15 protein-coding genes are annotated in these 24,324 nt (G+C 52.4%); 13 read left to right on the top strand and 2 right to left on the bottom strand.

What is annotated here, in order from left to right; all coding sequences use genetic code 11:
• Positions 1 to 10 precede the first annotated feature (10 nt).
• The 3 genes from SAQUA_RS07530 to SAQUA_RS07520 all read left to right on the top strand — a co-directional run bounded on the left by SAQUA_RS07530 (position 11) and on the right by SAQUA_RS07520 (position 5,359).
• A complete protein-coding gene (locus SAQUA_RS07530) occupies positions 11 to 178 on the top strand; it encodes a YfgG family protein (protein ID WP_380672217.1) in 168 nt (55 codons plus the stop codon).
• A gap of 191 nt (positions 179 to 369) precedes the next feature.
• Positions 370 to 1,803, top strand: a complete 1,434-nt coding sequence (gene mgtE / locus SAQUA_RS07525; protein ID WP_380672215.1) for a magnesium transporter — start codon at positions 370 to 372, stop codon at positions 1,801 to 1,803.
• Between the two features lie 214 nt (positions 1,804 to 2,017).
• On the top strand, positions 2,018 to 5,359 hold the full coding sequence (locus SAQUA_RS07520) for a diguanylate cyclase (protein ID WP_380672213.1): 3,342 nt from the start codon (positions 2,018 to 2,020) through the stop codon (positions 5,357 to 5,359).
• Here SAQUA_RS07520 and alkA read toward each other — a convergent pair.
• Positions 5,327 to 6,835 (bottom strand): DNA-3-methyladenine glycosylase 2, encoded by a 1,509-nt coding sequence (gene alkA / locus SAQUA_RS07515; RefSeq protein ID WP_380672211.1) that lies wholly within the window; start codon positions 6,833 to 6,835, stop codon positions 5,327 to 5,329. The genes SAQUA_RS07520 and alkA overlap by 33 nt on opposite strands.
• A gap of 209 nt (positions 6,836 to 7,044) precedes the next feature.
• On the opposite strand from alkA, the gene yegD reads away from it, so the two are divergent.
• From yegD to yegQ, 10 genes are all read left to right on the top strand, one after another.
• Complete coding sequence (gene yegD / locus SAQUA_RS07510) at positions 7,045 to 8,397, top strand: molecular chaperone (RefSeq protein WP_380672209.1); 1,353 nt, start codon at positions 7,045 to 7,047, stop codon at positions 8,395 to 8,397.
• 40 nt (positions 8,398 to 8,437) lie between these two features.
• On the top strand, positions 8,438 to 8,983 hold the full coding sequence (locus tag SAQUA_RS07505; protein ID WP_380672207.1) for a GNAT family N-acetyltransferase: 546 nt from the start codon (positions 8,438 to 8,440) through the stop codon (positions 8,981 to 8,983).
• A gap of 371 nt (positions 8,984 to 9,354) precedes the next feature.
• Positions 9,355 to 10,608, top strand: coding sequence for an MdtA/MuxA family multidrug efflux RND transporter periplasmic adaptor subunit (locus SAQUA_RS07500; RefSeq protein WP_380672205.1), 1,254 nt, complete (start codon positions 9,355 to 9,357; stop codon positions 10,606 to 10,608).
• The gene (locus SAQUA_RS07495) at positions 10,608 to 13,727 is read left to right on the top strand and encodes an MdtB/MuxB family multidrug efflux RND transporter permease subunit (RefSeq protein ID WP_380672203.1); all 3,120 of its coding nucleotides are present in this window, start codon (positions 10,608 to 10,610) and stop codon (positions 13,725 to 13,727) included. Before SAQUA_RS07500 ends, SAQUA_RS07495 begins: the two co-directional genes overlap by 1 nt.
• Positions 13,724 to 16,804 (top strand): multidrug efflux RND transporter permease subunit MdtC, encoded by a 3,081-nt coding sequence (mdtC, locus tag SAQUA_RS07490; protein WP_380672201.1) that lies wholly within the window; start codon positions 13,724 to 13,726, stop codon positions 16,802 to 16,804. The genes SAQUA_RS07495 and mdtC overlap by 4 nt, the downstream gene beginning before the upstream one ends.
• A 429-nt stretch (positions 16,805 to 17,233) precedes the next feature.
• Positions 17,234 to 18,676, top strand: a complete 1,443-nt coding sequence (locus tag SAQUA_RS07485) for an MFS transporter (RefSeq protein WP_380672199.1) — start codon at positions 17,234 to 17,236, stop codon at positions 18,674 to 18,676.
• On the top strand, positions 18,673 to 20,043 hold the full coding sequence (gene baeS / locus SAQUA_RS07480; protein ID WP_380672197.1) for a two-component system sensor histidine kinase BaeS: 1,371 nt from the start codon (positions 18,673 to 18,675) through the stop codon (positions 20,041 to 20,043). The genes SAQUA_RS07485 and baeS overlap by 4 nt, the downstream gene beginning before the upstream one ends.
• Before the next feature lie 12 nt (positions 20,044 to 20,055).
• On the top strand, positions 20,056 to 20,772 hold the full coding sequence (gene baeR / locus SAQUA_RS07475; protein ID WP_380672195.1) for a two-component system response regulator BaeR: 717 nt from the start codon (positions 20,056 to 20,058) through the stop codon (positions 20,770 to 20,772).
• Positions 20,773 to 20,851: 79 nt separating this feature from the next.
• Complete coding sequence (locus tag SAQUA_RS07470) at positions 20,852 to 21,190, top strand: YegP family protein (RefSeq protein WP_380672193.1); 339 nt, start codon at positions 20,852 to 20,854, stop codon at positions 21,188 to 21,190.
• 224 nt (positions 21,191 to 21,414) lie between these two features.
• Positions 21,415 to 22,752, top strand: a complete 1,338-nt coding sequence (yegQ, locus tag SAQUA_RS07465) for a tRNA 5-hydroxyuridine modification protein YegQ (protein WP_380672191.1) — start codon at positions 21,415 to 21,417, stop codon at positions 22,750 to 22,752.
• Positions 22,753 to 23,031: 279 nt separating this feature from the next.
• On the opposite strand, the gene SAQUA_RS07460 is transcribed toward yegQ, so the two are convergent.
• Entirely contained in the window at positions 23,032 to 24,174 is a 1,143-nt protein-coding gene (locus SAQUA_RS07460) for a fimbrial protein (protein ID WP_380672189.1), read from the bottom strand.
• Between the last annotated feature and the right edge of the window lie 150 nt (positions 24,175 to 24,324).

Genomic DNA, 24,324 nt, shown 5'->3' with positions numbered 1-24,324 from the left:
GCTGACAACAATGAGAAAAAAAAAGACCGGGCGCATGACAAAGATAGTGCTGCTGATCAGTTTTATCATTTTAGTCGGCCGTCTACTTTATGCCTTTATTGTAGCGATTCCTCACCATCAGGAAAAGAGAGCAGCCTCTGAACAACAAACTCAGCAAGCCCACACAGATAATCAGTAAATTATCACTAAGTATAATCCGAATTGTAACATCATGGTAGCGAAGACCAAAGATAGATAACAATGCCGGGTTCAGGTTTATTACTCGCCCTGCGTACCTAATTCATAAAAATGACCTTAATCACGGCTATGTTCTATCTTAAAGATAGTTGAAAAGGAACCGTGTGTATCCAGTCAGCATTAAGGAATACCATGTCCACCGCAACACATAACGTTAAAAAAGTCGCTGAATATCGTCAACGTATTCTTAGCCTTCTATTAAACAACAAACAACTGGTAGAGGGCATTCTCGGCCGTACCGGGGATGAAAAAGAGCTCAGCAAAAATGAATTGCTGAATCATACCGCCGAAATTACTCATCTGCTGCAAGATATGCATGCCGCTGACCTGGCAGACTTGCTGGAGGCGTTGCCACAGGATGAACGGCTGGCACTGTGGCGATTGGTCGATAACAGTAAGCGCGGCCAAACATTGGTAGAAGTTGCTGAACCTGTCTGGGATAGCCTGATCGAAGAGATGAGCGATAAAGATCTGCTCAAAGCGATCAAAACGCTGGATGTCGATGAACAGGCCTATCTGGCTCAATACCTGCCACGTAACCTGATGGGGCGCCTGCTGACCTCGCTTGAGCCGGAAAAACGCGCTCAGGTCCGCGAGATGGTTCATTATGCCAAGGACACCGTTGGCTGGATGATGGACTTTGAACTGGTGTCGGTACGCCCGGAAGTTTCCCTGGGCACGGTGCATCGATTCCTACGTCAGCGCAAAACTATTCCCGATGCTACCGATAAACTGTTCGTTACCGATCGCAAAAATACCCTATTAGGCGAACTACCGCTGACAGCGATCTTACTCAACGACCCGCAAACACCCGTTTCTGCCGTCATGGACAGCGATCCCACCACTTTCCAGGCCGAAGACAAAGCGGAAGCTGCTGCCAGCGCGTTCGAACGTTATGACCTGATAAGCGCGCCCGTAGTCGATGCCAAAGGCAAACTCCTGGGTCGTCTGACCATTGAAGAAATCGTAGACAACGTTAACGAAGAGAGTGATACCACGCTGCGCCGAATGGGGGGGTTGAGTCCCGCTGAAGACGTTTTTGCCTCCGTAGGTAAAGCTGTAAAAACCCGCTGGGCATGGCTGGCAATTAACCTGTGCACTGCCTTTATTGCCTCACGAGTGATCGGTCTGTTTGAGAACACGATTTCGCAACTGGTGGCATTAGCCGCTCTTATGCCTATCGTTGCCGGTATTGGCGGCAATACGGGTAATCAGACTATCACCATGATTGTTCGTGCTCTGGCACTGCACCAAATCGAAGCGGGAAATATTTCCCGGCTACTGCTCAGGGAATTAGGTGTAGCAATTATTAACGGCTTTGTCTGGGGAGGGATCATGGGACTGGTCACCTATCTGTTGTACGGCGATCTGGCGATGGGGGGCGTGATGATGCTGGCGATGCTGCTCAACCTGTTGGTAGCCGCTTTGATGGGAGTCATCATACCTATGCTTATGATCAAGATGGGCCGAGATCCCGCTGTGGGTTCCAGCGTGTTGATTACTGCCCTCACCGATACCGGCGGCTTCTTTATTTTCCTTGGATTGGCCACCATTTTCCTGCTTTGAGATAACCAACCAACGGTACAGAAGAGAACTTCTCGGATGTACCGTCCCTCCACTCAGGTAACCTTATTCCAACACGGAAGGTGATGAATATATTTGGATGGACTATCGCCGCAAACTGTAATTCGCCACACACTGTACTACCCTCTTATAAGACAGATACCCATTATCAATTGCACTACATACGCCAGTGGCCGAAAGCACAGTAAGGTTGCCCATGAACGTCAGCACAGAGAATTACACTGTCAGCCCCAAAAATCACTTACTCACCCATTCACTGCTGACCGCTCTGATTGTGTTTATCTTGTCATTTCTTTGCCTGTCGATGGCTGCAGAATCCAGTCGCTTTACCCCGTTATGGTTCCCTACTGCCGCCATCATCATGATGCTGTACCACCAGCCGCCACGCAGTTGGCCATTACCATTACTGCTAAGCCTGATCAGCATGTGCGGGGCCAGTTTCATCCTGTTCGGGTTCAGTTGGTTTCCGGTCAAACTCACACTAATCAATATACTGGAAGCAATTGTCAGTATCCTGGTACTGAAGCGGGTGCTGCCCGCCAAGGATCCCTTAGATAGTTTGGCAAACTGGCTGAAATTTGTCGTTTGCGCGGTGATTTTTACCCCTCTATTCAGCGCGTTGCTTGCTGCATCACTGGTTCCTGTGCCGGGAGAGTCATTCTGGCAGCCATTCACCACCTGGTTTATTTCCGAAGCAATTGGTGTGCTGGCACTGGCCCCGATCGGGTTGGTTTATCACCGCTCAGCCTTAAAAGATCTGAACCTTTTCGAACTGCTTCTGGTATTGATGGGAACACTGATCTTCTGTTATCTGGCACTGACCAACATGCCATACCCGTTTACTTTCGTTATTCTGCCGCTGCTATGGGCGGCGATTAGCCTACAAAGACTTGAGGCCTTCATCACCTGTTTTGCCACCACGCTGGTGATTACGGTAATGATCTCACTCGGAAAGCTGCATTTTCAGGAGAGTGGGCATTATTTACCTGATGTGGAAATCTACTTGCCTCTGCTGCTGATCCTGATCCCTGCACACGCCATGGCAATGGTCATGTATACCCTTAAAGTAGAGAAAGAACATATCGTTGAAAGCGAGGCCCGTTTCCGCAACGCGCTGGAGTATTCCGCTATTGGTATGGCTCTGGTTTCACCAGAAGGGAACTGGCTACAGGTCAACAAGGCACTCTGCAGATTACTCCACTACTCTCCAGAGTCTCTGAGTCGAATGACTTTAAAGGAAATAACCCACCCGAGTGATTTATACATCGATCAGATGCAGTTACACGATCTGCTGGATGGCAGTATCAGTAGCTATACCATGGAAAAACGCTATATCCGCAGCGATGGTCAAAGCGTCTGGACACTGCTAGCGGTCTCTCTGGTACGCGACGTCCAGGGACAGCCTCTGTACTTTATTGTTCAGGTAGAAGATATCAACGAATTGAAACGTACCGAGTCAGAAAATCGACAACTGATGGAGCGTATCACGCTGGCTAATGAAGCGGGTGGAATTGGCATATGGGAATATGCGCTGGACACCAAACAGCTCACCTGGGACAAGCGGATGTTTGAATTGTACGAGTTACCGCAGAATCAGGTACCCACGCTGGAACTTTGGCGTTCATTGCTGGTGCCAGAGGATCGTGAACGTATCAAACATCAAATGTCCAAGATGCTTGCCAGGCGACGGCCGTTCGTTGTGGAGTTTCGCGTCAAAAACCGCTATGGGGGGATTCGCCATATTCGTGGGCAGGGTAATACGATTCGCGATGAACACGGCAAGCCGAGGCGGATGATCGGCACCAATATCGATATGACGGAGATAAAATCCCTTACCGAAGCGCTACATGAAGAAAAAGAGCGGTTACACATTACACTTGATGCCATCGGTGAAGGGGTGATTTCCACTGACAAAGAAATGCGCATCACCTTTATGAATCCGGTTGCTGAAAAGATGTGTGGCTGGCAACTGGACCAGGCTCTTGGGTTGCCGATCCATGGCGTCGTGCGTATGACCAATGACAAAGAGGGGCCTGAGATCCAAAACCTGGTGCAACAGTGCTTACAAGAAGGGGGACGCTCGTCGCAGGATTATGCATCAGTAATCCATAGCCTTGATGGATGCCGCTTCGATGTTCAGGCATCGGTATCAGCGCTGAAAACCCTCGGGGGTGAGATGATGGGGGCGGTGATAGTGCTGCAAGACGTCACGGACTCGCGGGAATTGATGAGAAAGCTCAGCTATAACGCCTCTCACGATGCGCTGACTAGCCTGCAGAACCGTACCAGCTTTGAAAAACACTTGAAGGCTGCTATTGCCAGCACAATAAACAACGAACAGCATCACGCACTGGTATTCCTCGATCTCGACAGATTCAAAGCGGTCAATGATAGCGCCGGTCACGCCGCCGGTGACGCATTACTCAGGGAGATAGGCCAGTTAATGCATCGTCAACTGCGCAGTAGCGACTGTCTGGCACGCCTGGGCGGCGATGAGTTTGGCATGATCCTGTTTGATTGCTCGCTTGAGAAAGCAAAAACGCTGATTCAGCAAATAGTTACTCAGATCAACGAACACCCTTTTTATTGGGAAGGCAAACTCTATCACGTAGGTGCCAGCGCCGGTATCACACCAATCAATGCCCCCATCAACAAGAGCAACGAATTGCTGGCACAGGCCGATATCGCCTGCTACACCGCCAAGCATCGTGGTCGTGGTCAAGTTCATATTTATGAGGCCCGTAATAAACAGCAGATGGTTCATCAGCATGAGTTGCCAACAGAGCAAGAAGTGCTGGGCATCATTGAGGCACAGCAATTACAACTGCACGTCAGCGCAGTCTGTCCGCCCAAAACACCGCAGGCAGTCAGCTTCTACCAGATAAAGGTTCATGTCACCCCTTCTGAAGAGCGTTTACTGACGTCTGATGTTTTTTTCGCTGCGGTACAACTTTATGGCCTGCAGCCCGACATCGATCGCTGGTTAGTGAGCCAGGTTCTGGATAAGTATGACGAAGCTATTCACCACAAAGGAATTTGCATTGCGTTTTCCCTGGCAACAGACAGCATAGTAGATACTCATTTCCAGCACTTCCTACAGGAAAAACTTGCCGCGTCAACGCTCCCGCCACACGCACTGTATCTGATGGTGGATGAAACGGTGATCCTCGATCACCAACTTGACTGCGCTGTTTTTATCCGTGGTTTACAGGCTTTGGGTTGCAAATTGATCGTCAACGGTTTTGGGCGCAACCTGAATGCGTTCGAGCAGCTCAACGGTCAAACCATTGATTTTATACGCATTGACGAACGCTTTATCACCGACGTGCACTGTAATCAAATGGATGAATTAATGGTGTCGATGATCAATGGTGCCGCCCACAGGATTAATATCCAAACCCTGGCAGGCCCTGCCGACCTACAGGTGACCCTGAACGCATTGGCAACTATTGGTATCGATCTGGTGGACGGGGATGCCGTTGGGCTCGAACAACCGTTAACCGAGTTATTCGATAGTGGTTACTTTGGTATCCGGTGAAGGCGCCCAGCGTTCATTGTGCCAAAGATGCAGCGTTGCGTAAGAGCGCCATGGCCGCCAACGTTCGGCATAGCGCTCTATCTGCCGGGGTGCCATGCCAGGGAACCGCTGTTTGATAAGATAATCCCCCGACAGAAAAACGTCTGGCCATGACCAGGCACGCATAGCAATGTAGTTGGCCGTCCAACTACCAATGCCCGGCAGGGTGGTCAGTTCGAGGATCCCCTGCTCGATATCGAGAACGTTATCCAACTGCAAGCGTCCTTCTATCACTGCGCGCGCAACTGCGATCAACGCTGCAGCGCGTTTCAGCTGTATCCCCGATAAACGCAATTCTTCCGGTTGCAACTGTGCCACACACGCCGCATCTGGAAACAGGTGAGTGACATTGCCATAAGGTTGTTCCAGAGCCACTCCCCAACGTTCGGTCATCCGGCTTGCAAACGTGGCGGCCATCTTGACGCTGACCAATTGCCCCAACACTGCCCGCGCCGCCTGTTCAAAGCTGTTGACACAACCAGGCAACCGCAAACCCGGTGCATCTGCGGCCAGATCGCCCAACGCATCAACAATACGGTCCGGGGCAGCATCCAGATCAAATAACTGCCGAATACGCCGCAAGACTTCAGTCGTTACCCGGCTAAGCGAGGATGAAATCTCCACGCGCACCCGGTTACGTGACTCTTCCGGCTGCACACAGATCCAACCTTGATACTCGATCCCCCCTTGATTAACAGCAATCGAGCGCCAGTATTGCTGACCGATCACACTTTCAACGCCGATGACCGCACGCGCCTGTAAAAAGCCGAACATGCGCGGCCAGTCATAAGGTGGCCGATAGCCGAGATGAAAAACCAACCCACTGCTGGCAGCCTGTTCATGACGCCCTGCTGTGCTGCGTAATACCGAGGGAATCAAACGGTAGCGCGCCTTGAACAACTCATTGAAACGGCGCAGGCTACCAAACCCGGCTGCAAACGCCACCTCACTGAGCGGCAAATCCGTATCGGCTAACAGGCGTTTGGCTTGCAACAGGCGATGGGATTGCGCGTAATCAATCGGCGATGCGCCAAACTGCTCGGCAAAAATGCGCCGCAGGTGGCGATCCGAAATACCCAGCCGGATTGCAAGTTGCTCGCAGCTGTGTTCAGACAAATAGCCTTGCTCAATCAACTGCACCGCGACCTGGGCATAACGATTACCCAGATCGATAAGTGCCAGCCCCGGAGCCAATTCCGGGCGGCACTTTAAGCAAGGACGAAAACCTGCCAGTTCAGCCGCAGCGGCGCTAGGGTAGAACGTACAATTTTCGCTTTTCGGCGTACGTGCGCTACACACCGGCCGGCAATAGATACCGGTAGAGGAAACGCCAACAAAGAATCGTCCGTCAAATTTACGGTCTCGCGCACTCAGAGCGGCATACAGCGCCTGGTGTTGATTATTCATGATATCGCTCAGCGTCGGTTTTTTCTTCATTATGGAGTTCGTGCCTGTGGCTGACGTGCGGGAATCGGACATGAACCTGAGATATCAGGGCGGTTCGCCTATGAGTTCTGCTTCTGTAGTAAAGCACGCGCAAGCAACCACAGAGAAATTTTTCGCCGGTTATCGGCTCATACGTTGCTCGCCGCAGCACTCTCGGGTAAAGTCGCCCCCCTTCATTGGCATGGGGAAGTTAACAGAAAATGTTTATTGGTTTCGATTACGGAACAGCCAACTGTTCTGTTGCAGTAATGCGGGATAACGGCCCAGAATTACTGACTTTGGAAAACAACCAACCGTATTTACCCTCGATGCTTTGCGCGCCAACGCGCGAAGCAGTCAGTGAATGGCTACATCGCCACTGGCAGATCCCGACCGGTAGCGATGAGAACCAGCAGCTATTGCGGCGGGCAATGGCCTTCAACCGTGAAGAGGATATTCCGGTAAACGACGGCAGCGTGGTGTTCGGCCTGCAAGCACTGGCGCAATATATTGAAGATCCGCAAGAGGTATACTTCGTCCGCTCGCCGAAATCCTTCCTGGGAGCCAACGGCCTGAAGCCACAGCAGATCGCGCTATTTGAGGATCTGGTGTGCGCCATGATGTTCCACATCAAGCGTCAGGCCGAAGGAATATTGCAGAGCAGCATCGATCAGGCAGTGATTGGCCGCCCGATTAACTTTCAAGGCATGGGCGGAGAAGAGGCCAACCTGCAGGCCCAAGGCATTCTGCTGCGCGCTGCCGAACGGGCGGGTTTTAAACAGATCGCGTTCCAATTCGAACCGGTAGCCGCCGGGCTGGATTTCGAAGCAACACTGAGCGAAGAAAAAACCGTACTGGTGGTCGACATCGGCGGTGGAACCACCGACTGTTCGGTGCTGCTGATGGGCCCACAATGGCGCGATCGTGCCGATCGTCAACAGAGCCTGCTGGGGCACAGCGGTTGCCGTGTCGGGGGTAACGATCTGGATATCATGCTGGCCTTCAAACAGTTGATGCCATTGTTTGGCATGGGAGGAGAAACCGAAAAAGGCATCGCCCTGCCTGCTCTGCCTTACTGGAATGCCGTTGCGACCAACGATGTCCCTGCACAGAATGATTTCTACAGTTCAGCCAATGGCCGCCTGTTACGCGATTTGATCCGCGACGCCGCCGAGCCAGAGAAAGTGAAGCGGCTGATGAAAGTGTACCAACAACGCTTAAGCTACAGGCTGGTGCGGGCAGCGGAAGAGAGTAAAATCGCCCTGTCCGATCAACAGCGTTTTCATACTGAATTAGCGTTTGTGCAGCCGGAACTGGCGATAACGCTAATTCAGGATCAACTGGCCGATGCCATTGCTCAGCCAATGATGCGTATCCAGGAACAGGTGAGTGCCGCATTGGCTACCAGCCAGAGCACCCCGCAGGTGATTTATCTTACCGGTGGTAGTGCGCGTTCGCCTTTGCTTCGCAGTGCGCTGCAACAACAATTACCGGGAATACCGATCGTAGGCGGTAACGATTTTGGTTCAGTTACCGCCGGGCTGGCACGCTGGGCACAGACGCTGTTTCGTTAATTTGAACCAGGGGCGATTAAGCCCCTGACAAGGGAACACAATGGCTATCATTGTCCGTGAAACACCAAGACTACTAATGCGAAGCTGGCAAGACAGCGATCTGCCAGCCTTTGCCGCAATCAATGCCGATCCCAACGTAATGAAATATTTCCCAGCACCGCTAAGCCGCGCAGAAAGTGACACCATGGCCGAGCGCATCCGTGCATTGATGCAGCAACAGGGGTGGGGATTTTGGGCCGTAGAGGTAAAAGGCGGCAGCCCCTTTATCGGTTTTGTTGGGCTAGCTAGCGCCGGCGATGACTTGCCCTGCTCACCTTGTGTAGAAATCGGCTGGCGGTTGGCTGCTGAACATTGGGGCCAGGGGTATGCCAGCGAGGCGGCAAATTGCGCTCTGGAATTGGCCTTTAATACGCTGCAACTGACAGAGGTGGTCTCTTTCACCGCCGAGAACAATCATCCCTCACGCAGGGTTATGGCTCGCATCGGGATGACGTTCAGCGGTGAAACCTTCGAACACCCTCGCTTGCCCCCTGGGCACCCGTTACGCAAGCACGTGCTGTATCGCAAACGGCGGCAAACTTGTTAACAACTGGCCTCATCCAGCGCTTTGATATCTGAAGCATCGCGTTTCAGACGTGTGGCACTAGGCTGTGTCCCTCGTTCGTCGCTTATTTAGCCCACCAAACCTCACGACTCACGCCTTGCCCTGCGCGCAAATGACCACCAGCGGCGCTCGCGTGCAATTGAGGGACACAGCCTAGCCAATAGGCGCAGTAATGTTGGCTATATGTCAGAAAAAATGCCACTGGCTGAAACTTCTTCCTGGAATCCTGACATTTCTTCCATATTTCCTTCATTTTTGTGCTGCTGTAACTCGCTAAAATAGTATCCTGTGAGGAGTATCACTGTTGGCAATGATTGCCTGCACGCCTGCCTCTGGAGAGAATATTCACCGCTATGAATGCAAAACCCAAACGCCGTTCACTGATACTCCGCCTGTTGGCTGCTGTTGTCGTGGTTATTGCCACCTTCCTGATTTGGCGCCACTTCAGCCCTCCCCAGGTGAACGATGCGGCACCAGTTGCCCGTAACGCGGGTTCAGGCAACAGCGCGGCTGGCGGAAGAGCAGGTGGCCGACGTAGTGCCCCTATGTCACCGGTACAAGCAGCGACCGCCACGCAACAAACCGTACCACGCTTTCTTTCCGGGTTAGGCACAGCGACTGCGGCCAATACCGTCACCGTTACCAGCCGCGTTGAAGGCCAATTGATGGCGATCCACTTCACTGAAGGCCAGCAGGTAAAAGCTGGTGATCTACTGGCGGAGATCGACCCACGCCCTTACCAAGTGCAATTAACCCAAGCCTTGGGGCAACTGGCAAAAGATCAGGCTACATTAGCCAATGCCAAACGGGACCTGGCCCGTTACCAACAGTTGGTAAAAACCAATCTGGTGTCGCGACAAGAGCTTGATACCCAGCTATCGCTGGTGCAGCAGACCGAGGGAGCAATCAAGGCCGATCAAGGTGCCGTCGACAGCGCAAAACTACAGCTATCCTTCAGCAAAATCACCGCACCTATTGATGGCCGGGTAGGCCTGAAACTGGTTGATGTGGGGAACTATATCGCCAGTGGCAGCAGCACGGGCATTGTGGTGATCACCCAAACACACCCCATCGATGTGGTTTTTACCCTGCCGGAAAGCAATATTGCCGATCTGGTTAAAGCGCAAAAAGCAGGCCCTGTGAGCGTCCAAGCCAGGGATCGTACCAATCAGCAACAGTTGGCCCGCGGCACTCTTTTGAGTCTGGATAACCAGATCGATACCACCACCGGCACTATTAAACTGAAAGCGCGCTTTGATAATCAGGATGATGCGCTGTTCCCTAACCAGTTCGTCAACGCACAACTGAAGGTGGATACGTTGCAGAATGCCATCGTGATCCCAAGTGCCGCACTGCAAATGGGTAACGAGGGCCACTTTGTCTGGATATTGAGTGAAGACAACAAAGTCAGCAAACATCGGGTCACTGCGGGTATTCAGGACAGCCAGCAAGTGGTCATCACTGCCGGTGTCAACGTTGGCGACCGGGTGGTGACCGACGGTATTGATCGTCTGACCGAAGGCATGCAGGTTGAGGTGCTGGAGCCACAGAAAGCCTCTGCAAACGTCCCAACCAATCGCCAAGCCAAAGCTCAGGGGAAATCCTGATGCAGTCGATGTCCCCAAATAGTGGTGGTGGCCCTTCCCGCCTGTTTATCCTACGCCCGGTAGCCACCACGCTATTTATGCTGGCCATCCTGCTAGCCGGGATTATCGGTTACCGTTCATTACCGGTTTCCGCCCTGCCGGAAGTGGATTACCCCACGATTCAGATAGTCACGCTGTATCCAGGCGCTAGCCCGGATGTGGTGACTTCAGCGATCACCGCCCCGTTGGAGCGCCAGTTCGGGCAGATGTCCGGCCTAAAACAGATGGCATCACAGAGTTCCGGCGGCGCGTCGGTTATTACACTCCAGTTTCAGCTTGAACTGCCACTGGATGTTGCCGAGCAGGAAGTGCAGGCCGCGATTAACGCCGCCACCAACCTGTTACCCAACGATCTGCCCTACCCACCGATTTACAGCAAGGTCAACCCAGCCGATCCGCCGATCCTGACGCTGGCCGTTACCTCAAACGCCATGCCGATGACCGAAGTGCAAGACATGGTGGAAACCCGAATAGCGCAGAAGATTTCGCAGGTAACCGGCGTGGGCCTGGTGACCCTTTCCGGTGGCCAGCGCCCGGCCGTTCGGGTGAAGCTCAACCCCACGGCGGTCGCCGCCTACGGGCTCGACAGTGAAACCATTCGTACCGTCATCAGCAATGCCAACGTCAACTCGGCAAAAGGCAATCTGGACGGCCCAACGCGTTCAGTAACGCTCTCTGCCAACGATCAGATGAAAACCGCCGAGGATTACCGGCAGTTGATTATCGCCTACCGAAACGGTGCCGCAATTCGTCTGCAGGATATTGCCACTATCGAGCAAGGGGCGGAAAACAACCATCTGGCCGCTTGGGCCAATAAAGAGCAGGCGATTGTGCTGAATATTCAGCGCCAACCGGGTGTCAACGTGATAGCCACCGCCGACAGTATCCGCGAAATGCTGCCAGAGTTGATCAAAAGCCTGCCAAAGTCGGTGGACGTAAAAGTATTAACCGACCGAACCGCCAGCATCCGGGCCTCGGTCAGCGATGTGCAGTTCGAGCTGCTGTTAGCAGTGGTACTGGTCATTATGGTGATCTACGTATTCCTGCGTAACGTGCCCGCAACCATTATCCCGAGCGTGGCAGTACCGCTGTCGCTGGTCGGCACTTTTGCCGTCATGTATTTTCTCGGTTTCTCAATCAATAACCTGACGTTAATGGCACTAACCATCGCCACTGGCTTTGTGGTGGACGATGCCATCGTGGTGATCGAAAACATCTCACGCTATATCGAGAAAGGCGAAAAACCGCTGGATGCCGCGTTGAAAGGAGCCGGAGAGATCGGCTTTACCATTATCTCGCTCACCTTTTCACTGGTTGCCGTGCTGATCCCGCTGCTGTTTATGGGCGATATCGTCGGCCGCCTGTTCCGTGAATTTGCCGTAACGCTGGCGGTAGCCATCCTGATTTCTGCACTGGTGTCACTGACGCTGACGCCAATGATGTGCGCGCGGATGCTCAGCCACGAGTCACTGCGCAAACAAAACCGTTTCTCTCGTGCTTCGGAACGATTTTTTGAACGGGTAATTGCGCGCTATGGCGTTTGGTTGAAAGTGGTGCTTAACCACCCCAGGCTGACGCTGAGCGTCGCGCTGAGCACACTGGTGCTGACCGTTTTACTCTATCTGCTGATCCCGAAAGGGTTCTTCCCGGTGCAGGATAACGGCATCATTCAGGGAACGTTAGAAGCCCCACAAAGCGTGTCATTCAGCAATATGGCGGAACGCCAACAGCGGGTCGCCGCTGAAATCCTCAAGGATCCGGCGGTAGAAAGTCTGACCTCATTTGTCGGGGTTGATGGCAGCAATGCCACGCTCAACAGCGGCAGACTTCAGATCACCCTGAAGCCCCTGAGCGAGCGCAGCGAACGTATTCCGGCGATCATTACTCGCCTGCAACAACAGATGGCGCATTTCCCCGACGTAAAACTGTATCTGCAACCGGTTCAAGACCTGACTATTGATACCCAGGTCAGCCGCACGCAATATCAGTTCACCCTGCAGGCCATGTCGCTTGATGAACTCAGCCTATGGGTACCCAAGTTGATGGCTGAATTACAGCAGTCCCCACAACTGACTGATTTGACCAGCAATTGGCAGGACCAAGGGTTGGTTGCCTATGTGAATGTGGACCGTGACAGTGCCAGCCGGCTGGGTATTACCATGAGCGATATAGATAACGCGCTTTATAACGCCTTTGGTCAGCGTCTGATCTCCACCATTTACACCCAGGCCAATCAGTATCGGGTAGTGCTGGAACATGATGTTACCCACACGCCAGGGCTGGCGGCATTAAACGATATTCGCCTGACCAGCAGCAACGGCACCACCGTGCCACTGAGCACCCTGGCCAAAATAGAGGAGCGCTTTGGCCCCCTGTCGATCAACCATCTCGCTCAATTCCCGTCGGCCACCGTGTCGTTTAACGTTGCCGATAATTATTCGCTCGGTGAAGCGGTGGATGCCATTACCCAGGCTGAACACAACCTCAATATGCCGAAAGACATCACCACGCAATTCCAGGGGGCAACGCTGGCATTCAAGGCCTCGCTGGGCAACACACTGTGGCTGATTCTGGCGGCTATCGTTTCGATGTATATCGTGTTAGGCATACTGTATGAAAGCTTTATTCACCCGGTGACCATCCTTTCTACCTTGCCAACCGCCGGGGTGGGAGCCTTGCTGGCCCTGATGATTTCAGGGCATGAGCTGGATGTGATCGCCATTATCGGTATTATTTTGCTGATCGGCATCGTGAAAAAGAACGCCATCATGATGATCGACTTCGCTCTGGCCGCCGAACGTGAGCAAGGGTTAACGCCCTATGATGCAATCTATCAGGCCTGTTTGCTACGTTTCCGCCCGATCCTGATGACCACACTGGCGGCGTTGCTGGGTGCATTGCCGCTGATGCTGAGCACGGGTGTAGGGGCAGAACTGCGCCAGCCTCTGGGCGTTTGCATGGTTGGCGGTCTGGTGGTAAGCCAGATCCTCACGCTGTTTACCACCCCGGTGATTTACCTGCTGTTTGATAAATTGGCACGCAGCACCCACCGCCAAGTGGAACCGCAGGAGTTACCGTGAAATTCTTCGCCCTGTTTATCCATCGGCCAGTGGCAACAACACTGCTGACGCTGGCCATCGCTCTCGCCGGGATACTTGGCTTCCGGCTATTGCCGGTTTCCCCCCTGCCGCAAATTGATTTGCCAGTGATTGTCGTTAGCGCATCTTTACCGGGTGCCGATCCGGAAACCATGGCCTCTTCGGTAGCCACGCCGCTAGAACGGGCACTAGGGCGCATCGCCGGGGTCAATGAAATGACCTCAACCAGTTCCCTTGGCAGCACGCGGGTGATCTTGCAGTTCGATCTCGAGCGTGATATCAACGGTGCGGCACGTGACGTACAAGCAGCCATTAATGCCGCTCAGAGTCTTTTGCCCACCGGGATGCCGAACCGGCCAACCTATCGTAAGGTCAATCCTTCCGATGCGCCGATCATGATCCTGACGCTGACCTCGGATACCTACAACCAAGGGCAGTTGTATGATTTCGCCTCTACACAGCTGGCGCAAAGAATTGCCCAGACCGAAGGCGTCGGCGATGTATCTGTCGGTGGTAGTTCCTTACCCGCTGTGCGTGTGGAGCTTAACCCGGGGGCGCTGTTTAATCAGGGGATCTCGCTGGATACGGTGCGCAAAGCGATCGCCAATGCCAATGTGCGCCGCCCGCAAGGTGCGGTAGATGACCCGCAACAGCGCTGGCAGATACAAGCAAACGATGAGCTGAAAACCGCTGACGCCTATCGGCCACTGGTTATTCACTACAATAATGGCGCGGCAGTGCGCCTTGGTGATGTGGCAAACGTTATCGACTCCGTACAGGATTTGCGTAACGCCGGGATGACCAACGCCAAACCGGCAATCGTTCTGACCATCAGCCGTGCGCCTGATGCCAATATTATTGAAACCGTCGACCGTATCCGCGCGGAGCTGCCTACGCTGAGGGAGAACATCCCCGCATCCATTGAGTTGAATATCGCACAGGATCGCTCCCCCACCATTCGCGCATCGCTGGCTGAGGTGGAACAGTCTTTGATGATCGCCATCGGCCTGGTGATCCTGGTGGTATTTATTTTTCTGCGTTCTGGCCGCGCAACCTTGATCCCGGCGGTGGCTATACCCGTTTCGCTGATCGGTACTTTTTCTGCCATGTATCTGTGCGGCTTCAGCCTCAACAACCTGTCGCTGATGGCACTCACCGTCGCCACCGGTTTCGTGGTAGATGACGCCATCGTGGTACTGGAAAACATTTCGCGCCATATCGAAACCGGCATGAAACCGATTAATGCCGCACTGAAAGGGGTACGCGAGGTCGGTTTCACCGTACTTTCCATGAGCATCTCGCTGGTAGCGGTGTTTATTCCATTGCTGTTTATGGGCGGATTACCCGGCAGGCTGTTCCGTGAATTTGCCGTCACGCTTTCGGTTTCTATCGGGCTTTCACTGCTGGTTTCACTGACCTTAACGCCGATGATGTGCGCTTATCTGCTGCGTTATCAGCCAGCCCGTGAACAACGGCGCAAGCGCGGTTTTGGACGCGTACTGATTGCTTTGCAACAGGGTTATGGGCGCTCGCTCAAGTGGGTTTTGGGGCATGCTCGCTGGGTACTGGCACTGTTTTTCGCCATCATTGCGCTTAACGTCTGGCTGTATATCAGTATTCCGAAGACCTTTTTCCCAGAACAGGACACTGGGCGTTTGTTGGGTTTTATCCAGGCAGATCAAAGCATCTCGTTCCAGGCGATGCGCGGTAAACTGGAAGACTTTATGAAGATCGTGCGGGACGACAAAGATGTCGATAACGTCACGGGTTTTACCGGTGGTTCCCGTACCAATAGCGGATCGATGTTTATCTCGCTAAAACCCCTGTCGGAACGAAGCGATGATGCGCAGAAGGTGATCGCCCGGCTGCGTGCCAAACTGGCGAAAGAACCCGGTGCCAGCCTGTTCCTGATGGCGGTGCAGGATATCCGTGCCGGTGGGCGGCAGTCCAATGCCGGTTATCAGTACACCCTATTGGCGGACGACCTGCGCGAGTTGCGCGAATGGGAGCCAAAGATCCGTGTAGCGCTCTCTGCGTTGCCCGAACTGGCGGACGTCAACTCCGATCAGCAGGATAAAGGCTCAGAGCTGGATCTGACCTACGATCGCGAAACCATGTCTCGCTTGGGTATTTCAGTCACTGATGCCAACAACCTGCTCAACAACGCCTTCGGTCAGCGCCAGATATCCACTATTTATCAGCCGTTGAACCAGTACAAGGTGGTGATGGAAGTTGCGCCACCTTATACCCAGGACGTCAGTTCCCTGGAGAAAATGTTTGTGATCAACAGCGGCGGCCAAGCGATCCCTCTCTCTTACTTTGCCCAATGGCGGCCTGCCAATGCGCCACTGGCGGTTAACCATCAGGGATTATCGGCAGCGTCGACCATTTCGTTCAACCTGCCGGAAGGGGGTAGCCTGTATGAGGCCACGGTCGCCATAGAACGGGCCATGACCCAGCTTGGCGTCCCCTCTACCGTGCGCGGTACTTTTGCTGGCACCGCTCAGCTGTTTCAAGAGACGCTGAACTCACAACTGTTCCTGATCGCTGCCGCCATTGCCACGGTGTATATCGTGCTGGGTATCCTATACGAAAGCTATATCCATCCGCTGACCATTCTATCCACGCTGCCTTCTGCGGGCGTCGGCGCACTGTTGGCGCTGGAGCTGTTTAGTGCCCCATTCAGTCTGATCGCCTTGATTGGCATTATGTTGTTGATTGGTATAGTTAAAAAGAACGCCATCATGATGGTGGACTTTGCCTTGGATGCACAACGCAATGGTGGGCTTAACGCTCAGGATGCGATCTTCCAGGCTTGTCAGTTGCGTTTCCGCCCGATCATGATGACCACGCTGGCGGCGCTGTTTGGCGCATTACCCTTGGTTTTAGCCAGTGGTGACGGGGCTGAATTACGACAACCGCTGGGGATCACCATCGCGGGTGGATTAGTCATGAGCCAGCTACTGACGCTATATACCACCCCGGTGATCTATCTGTACTTTGACCGATTGCAGATGAAATTCCGTAGAGGCAAGAAACTGGCACCGCTGCCGGAGTGAGTACGTGCAGCCAACAACGCTGCGGCCTGAAAGACGACGAGCCCTTTGCTCTATGGATTTCTGGTTGCAGCTAGGCGGCAAGCGTAAGAGTCCCCAGGAGCTTGCTCTAGCCAAGTGACTGGGGCGAGTACGTGCAGCCAACAACGCTGCGGCCTGAAAGACGACGAGCCCTTTGCTCTATGGATTTCTGGTTGCAGCTAGGCGGCAAGCGTAAGAGTCCCCAGGAGCTTGCTCTTGCCAAGTGACTGGGGCGAGTACGTGCAGCCAACAACGCTGCGGCCTGAAAGACGACGAGCCCTTTGCTCTATGGATTTCTGGTTGCAGCTAGGCGGCAAACGTAAGAGTCCCCAGGAGCTTGCTCTTGCCAAGTGACTGGGGCGAGTACGTGCAGCCAACAACGCTGCGGCCTGAAAGACGACGAGCAAAAAGATGAACAAACAAAGCGCGCCACTACTCCCCACCTCCGTGCGTTGGCAACTGTGGATTGTGGCTTTCGGCTTCTTTATGCAGACGCTGGATACCACTATTGTTAATACTGCACTGCCTTCGATGGCTGCCAGTCTGGGTGAAAGCCCGCTGCGTATGCAGTCGGTCATTGTTTCCTATGTGCTGACGGTTGCGGTGATGCTGCCTGCTAGCGGCTGGTTAGCGGACCGGATTGGCGTTAAATGGGTGTTCTTCAGTGCCATCGTTCTGTTTTCGCTGGGTTCGCTGCTGTGCGCACAGGCTGAAACGTTGAATGGGCTGGTTGCTGCCCGTGTCGTTCAAGGCATCGGCGGCGCGATGATGGTACCGGTTGGCAGGCTGACGGTGATGAAAATTGTCCCGCGTGCACAGTATATGGCAGCGATGACCTTTGTGACTTTACCCGGGCAGATCGGCCCACTGATGGGGCCGACATTGGGGGGATTTCTGGTGCAATATGCCAGTTGGCACTGGATCTTCCTGATCAACATTCCCGTCGGCATCGCCGGGGCAATAGCGACACTGCTGTTGATGCCTAATTACACCATGCAAACCCGCCGCTTTGACGTCAGAGGTTTTATTATGCTGGTCGTGGGCATGGCAACATTGACCCTGGCACTCGACGGCCACCAAGGCATGGGGCTATCACCTGCCGCTATCGGCGCACTGGTAGCAATCGGCTTTGCGGCACTGGCGAGCTACTGGTGGCATGCCAAGGGAAATAGCCGTGCGCTGTTTTCTCTCCGGCTGTTTAAAACTGAAACCTACCGGGTGGGGTTGACCGGTAGCCTACTGGGGCGCATCGGGAGCGGTATGCTACCTTTTATGACCCCGCTATTCCTGCAGATAGGCATGGGTTTTTCACCATTCCACGCGGGCTTAATGATGATCCCGATGATTATCGGCAGCATGGGCATGAAACGTATCGTGGTGCAGGTAGTTAACCGTTATGGTTACCGCAATGTGCTGGTTGCCGCCACCTTAATGCTGGCGCTGGTCAGTTTAAGTTTTCCGCTGATCGCCATACTGGGCTGGGTTTATCTGTTGCCAGCCGTGCTGTTCTTTCAGGGGATGGTTAACTCCCTGCGATTCTCGGCAATGAATACTCTCACGCTGAAAGATTTGCCCGATCGCCTTGCCAGCAGCGGTAACAGCCTGCTGTCGATGGTGATGCAGCTTTCCATGAGCCTTGGCGTCAGTATTGCCGGGATACTGATCGGTAGCTTCGCCCACCAGCAGGTAGTCGCCAACAGCCCGGCCATGCACCATGCTTTTATCTATAGCTATGGTTGTATGGCGCTGATTATTGCACTCCCGGCACTGGCCTTTGCTAAAGTCCCTGCCGATACTGCCACCAATCGCCAGCTGAAAAAGGAACCGGGTACCGGTTCAACGAGGACCCAATGAGAATAGGTATCACCGGCAAACTTTTCATGGCAATTTTCGCTACCTGTATGCTGGCGTTGCTCACCATGCATTGGGGAGTCCGGATTAGCTTTGAACGCGGATTCATCGATTATATCAAGCACAGTAATGAGCAGCGTATTTCGATGCTTGGTGAAGCGCTGGAGGAACAGTATAGCCAACACGGTAGCTGGGCATTTCTGCGCAATAACGATCAGGTGGTCTACCGGATCATGCGATCGTTTGAACGCAGCAATGACAGCAACCAGAGCCTGCCGCCCAAAGGCTGGCGAACCCAGTTTTGGGTGGTAGATAGCCAAAACAATCGATTGGTCGGGCATAGTGGCCCAATTCCTCAGGAAACTACCCGCCACCCTATCCGTTACAACGATCAAATCGTTGGTTGGGTGGTAGCAACTCCACCAGAGAGGCTGACACGCAACGCCGATATCAACTTTGACCGCCAGCAACGCCAAACCAGCTGGGTGATCGTTGCATTATCCACACTACTGGCTGCGGCAGTCACTTGGCTGATGTCGCGCGGATTTCTGGCCCCGGTTAAGCGCCTGGTAGCAGGAACACACCGGCTGGCGGCGGGAGATTTCAGCACGCGGGTGGCAGTGAGCAGCCAGGATGAACTTGGCAGGCTGGCGCAGGATTTCAACCATCTCGCTACCTCGCTGGAAAAGAACGAACAGATGCGGCGGGCATTTATGGCGGATATTTCCCACGAGCTACGCACCCCATTGGCGGTACTGCGCGGTGAGCTGGAAGCCTTACAGGATGGGGTGCGCCAACCGACACCCGCCTCCCTCATTTCGCTGCAGGCTGAAGTGTCCACACTCACCAAACTGGTCAACGATCTGCACCAACTTTCGCTTTCCGATCTCGGAGCACTGGCTTACCGCAAATCGCAGGTAGACTGCGTGCATCTGCTGGAAATCGCCGTAGCGGCCTTCCGTGAACGTTTTCATACCAAACAGTTGACGATCATCACTCACTTGCCACCACAGGCGATACTATTTGGCGATCCTGATCGCCTGAATCAGTTATTCAACAACCTGCTAGAAAACAGCCTGCGCTATACCGATGCGGGCGGCAAGCTGGAGATCGGTATTGAACACCTGCCGGGAACCGTGCAGATTTACTGGCAGGACAGTGCCCCCGGCGTTAGCGATGAACAGCTGGCCCGTATTTTCGAGCGTTTTTACCGTACCGAAGGATCGCGCAACCGTGCCAGTGGTGGATCGGGGCTCGGGCTTGCCATCTGCCATAACATTGTCGAAGCGCACGGCGGCAACATCCACGCGGAGCACTCGCCTTTCGGTGGCATACGCGTTACGGTAGACTTGCCCAAAACGGGTGAATAACAAGGTTACTTGATGGAAAATCTCAATCAGCCACTACAGATCATGATTGTGGAAGATGAGCCAAAACTGGGTCAATTGCTGGTGGATTATCTGCAGGCGGCGGGCTACGCCACATGTTGGCTAACCAACGGTAACGACGTTATCCCCGCAGTACATGCTCATCCACCAGCATTGATCTTGCTCGATCTGATGCTACCGGGCTGCGACGGCCTGACCGTCTGCCGCGAGCTGCGCCGTTTTACCGAGATCCCCGTCATGATGGTCACTGCCAAAATTGAGGAGATCGACCGCCTTCTGGGGCTGGAGATCGGCGCAGATGATTACATTTGCAAGCCCTACAGCCCACGCGAGGTTGTCGCCAGGGTGAAAGCCATTTTACGTCGCTGTTCCCGGGATCAGGAGCGCAACGATGATGATGCCTTGTTGCATATTGATGAGCCTCGCTTTCAGGCCAGTTATCGCGGCCAGATCCTGGATTTGACGCCGGCAGAGTTCCGTTTGTTAAAAACCTTGGCTAGCCAGCCTGGCAACGTGTTTTCACGCGAGCAATTGCTGAACAATCTTTACGACGATTACCGTGTGGTCACCGATCGTACCATTGATAGCCATATCAAAAATCTGCGGCGTAAACTGGAACATATCGACGAGGATAAGGCCTTTATCCGTTCAGTATATGGTGTGGGCTATCGTTGGGAGGCTGAGCCTTGCAAATTGCTGAATGGGCTTTAGGCTGGCATAAATAGCCCCTCATGTTACAGCCTTGTTGACTACACTTATCTCGCTCATTGCAACCAACAGGAGAAGGACTATGGCAACAGGCTACTATGTGATGAAAAGAGCGAGTAACGGGCAATACCACTTCACACTGCATGCCAGCAATGGGGAGATCATACTTTCCAGCGAGATGTATGCCAGCAAAGCGTCAGCAGAAAATGGTATTTCTTCCGTGCAGGTCAATTCGCCCCATGAGGCACAGTTTGGGCTGAAAACCAGCAGCAATAACCAACACTATTTCGTTTTGAATGCCAAAAATCATCAGGTGATCGGCACCAGCCAGATGTACAGTTCGGAAAGTGCTGCAAAAAAGGGCATCGAGTCAGTAATAAAAAATGGCCCCAGCCAAGACGTTCGTGATTTAAGCGTTTGAGCCTCCCCCCATGCGCGGCATCATGGCCGCGTATCCTTCACAGTGCTCAAAGTGCTGCCAGCAGCACCATAAGTAATAAAGTCCCCCTGCCATGACGAAGATCAATAGCCCCCGAAAAACTCCGGTTAATTGCTGATTTCTTGCCGCGCTGCCGCTACAATTCCCCGCTTTCGCTGCGCCATCGGGTGGCGCGGTACTGACCTGAAATCAGACCGAGAATGATTATGTTTACACCAGAACTGCTTTCCCCGGCCGGAACGCTGAAAAACATGCGTTATGCCTTTGCCTACGGTGCCGATGCGGTATACGCCGGCCAGCCACGTTACAGCCTACGGGTGCGCAACAACGAATTTAACCATGAGAATCTGGCACTAGGGATAAACGAAGCTCATGCGTTGGGCAAAAAATTCTATGTGGTCGTCAACATCGCGCCACACAATGCCAAACTGAAAACCTTCCTGCGCGATCTGAAACCCGTTATCGATATGGGGCCAGATGCGCTGATTATGTCCGACCCCGGTTTGATCATGATGGTGCGGGAAGCGTTCCCGCATATGGACATTCATCTCTCGGTACAGGCTAATGCGGTCAACTGGGCCACGGTCAAGTTCTGGCAGCAGATGGGGTTGTCGCGCGTCATTCTTTCCCGCGAACTGTCATTGGATGAAATTGCTGAAATCCGTAGCCAAGTGCCGGAAATGGAACTGGAGATTTTCGTTCATGGCGCACTCTGCATGGCCTACTCAGGCCGCTGCCTGCTTTCCGGCTATATCAACAAGCGTGACCCCAATCAGGGAACCTGTACCAATGCCTGCCGCTGGCAATACAAGGCAGAAGAAGGTAAAGAGGACGATACGGGTAGCATTGTACATATGCATGAACCTATTACAGTGCAAAACATTGAACCAACGCTGGGTATTGGTGCCCCAACCGATAAAGTATTTATGCTTTCTGAAGCGCAAAAACCCGGTGAGTATATGAGTGCCTTTGAAGACGAACATGGCACTTACATCATGAACTCAAAGGATTTACGTGCCATACAGCATGTTGAACGCCTTACCCAGTTGGGCGTGCATTCGCTGAAAATAGAGGGCCGAACCAAGTCGTTTTATTACTGTGCACGTACCGCTCAGGTCTATCGCCGCGCTATCGATGATGCCGTTGCCGGTAAGCCTTTTGATCCAAGCCTGCTCACCACCCTGGAAGGTTTGGCGCACCGTGGTTATACCGAGGGTTTCCTGCGCCGCCACACGCACGATACGCATCAGAATTATGATTACGGCTCTTCAATTTCTGAACGCCAGCAATTCGTCGGCGAATTTACCGGCGTTCGTCTCAACGGCTGGGCCGAAGTTGATGTTAAAAATAAATTCCTGCTCGGTGACAGTGTGGAAATAATGACACCTTCAGGTAACGTTATGTTTACTATAGAAAATATGCAAAACAAGAAAGGTACTGCTATCGACGTCGCCCCCGGTAATGGCCATATTGTTTATTTGCCAATCCCCGAGGATGTGGACCTCAATTACGCATTATTGATCCGCAATTTGCCGCAAGATTGACGTAAATTCAGTCAAATTCTTTATGGTGCTATTTTTTAGCAAATATTAGAATCTGATCACATCAATTTCCGAGCAGCTTGGTTATTATCATGCTGCTTAAAACTAATAACGAAAATATTTGCATAGCAATACTAGGAACCACCTCCTTAGCCAACCCAATCTCCCTTGGGTTGGCATTTTCTTTTTCTCTTTCTAAAATAAATTATTCAGGTATGCAGCAATCAGGCTCCTCATCGCTAGGTGCATACACAGCTGGCGCGGCCCCAAACGGTCTACGCCTCACTGAACGGACATCATCAATACTGCGTTCGCGGTAAACTCTCCATCAACGATCGTTTTTTGCGTGGGGTTTTTGACCGGGGAAAAATAAATAACGTCATGGCCTTGCCCGTTTTGTAATCGAGTATTAAAACTGCTGTTCGGCCTCACAACGTTGCCATTGTATTTCATAATAATCCCCAAGTCTTTATTACTGCTTGCAATATAATCGCTGGAAAAAGCACTTTGGCTAGCGACCAAGGTGATTTTTATCGGCAGGTTATAGTCATTATTACAGCGGTAGTCAAGTAATATACTTTTACCATAACGGCTACCATCGCTACCGATCTCTGCACTGCTCAAGTCACCAAAGTTCACATTATATTCACCCTGGTTTTTAACTCTAATGTTACATTTCGCCGGTATTGGAGCCATCTGCCCTTTTAAAAAAAAACGAAAGGCCGGGGTCGGGCTTCGCACACCAGGTGGCGTGGTATACTGCCCATAGGTTAATCCCCCATACACTTCTGCTATTAATATTTCATTCGGCAACAATGTCAAACCACCAATGATATTCCTTCTGAGCTTGAGCTTCATATCAATTCTAAGCCAGTCAGAGTTAGTATAAGAAAATCCCCCTGCATCAGAAAGTTGGATGGCACTTACCAGACGCCAGTCAAAAGGGACAGTAAAAAAACTACTCTGCCAACTGTTCATCCCTAATTGTACATCAATATCGTCATTCAGCTTTAAATATCCAGGGTTGATGGTGGAAACGGGAAAATTTGATACCCCATAAAGATGTACCAAGGCAGTAGGATAAATAACATCAGTTGGACGATTTGGAGCGTAATACTGAAAATAATAGCGATAACCGCCTACAAAAAAAGCCTTTGACACCGTTGCACCAGCTTGATCGCTGGGGAAATGGAGATCATTAATATCAATAAATGTAATTGGCATCCCCACTGCCCAAAAGGTACGAGGCGTGCCAATCTGTGCATAGGTGCATTTTACGCCAAGGCATAAAAAAACGAGTAACAATACCTTGTAACGCAAAGAGGGAGAAGGCAGTCTTATAAGACTTTGAAAATAATCAATATATTCAAATCGTTTTTTAAAAAAGCACATCGGGGATTTAAAAAACTCAAAAAACAACGTCATGATATTCCTTACCACATATGGATGTTGACAATAGATATCACAAAATCCAGAAAATTAAAAATAGAAAATAGAAAATAACAAAAAGTATAAAATTGATATGTTTATTCACAAATCAAATAATCATCACGATATTCATCAGAATCAAATTAA

Source organism: Serratia aquatilis, assembly GCF_044865145.1.
Lineage (GTDB): Bacteria > Pseudomonadota > Gammaproteobacteria > Enterobacterales > Enterobacteriaceae > Chania > Chania aquatilis.
This window is presented reverse-complemented; position numbering and strand designations above follow the sequence as displayed.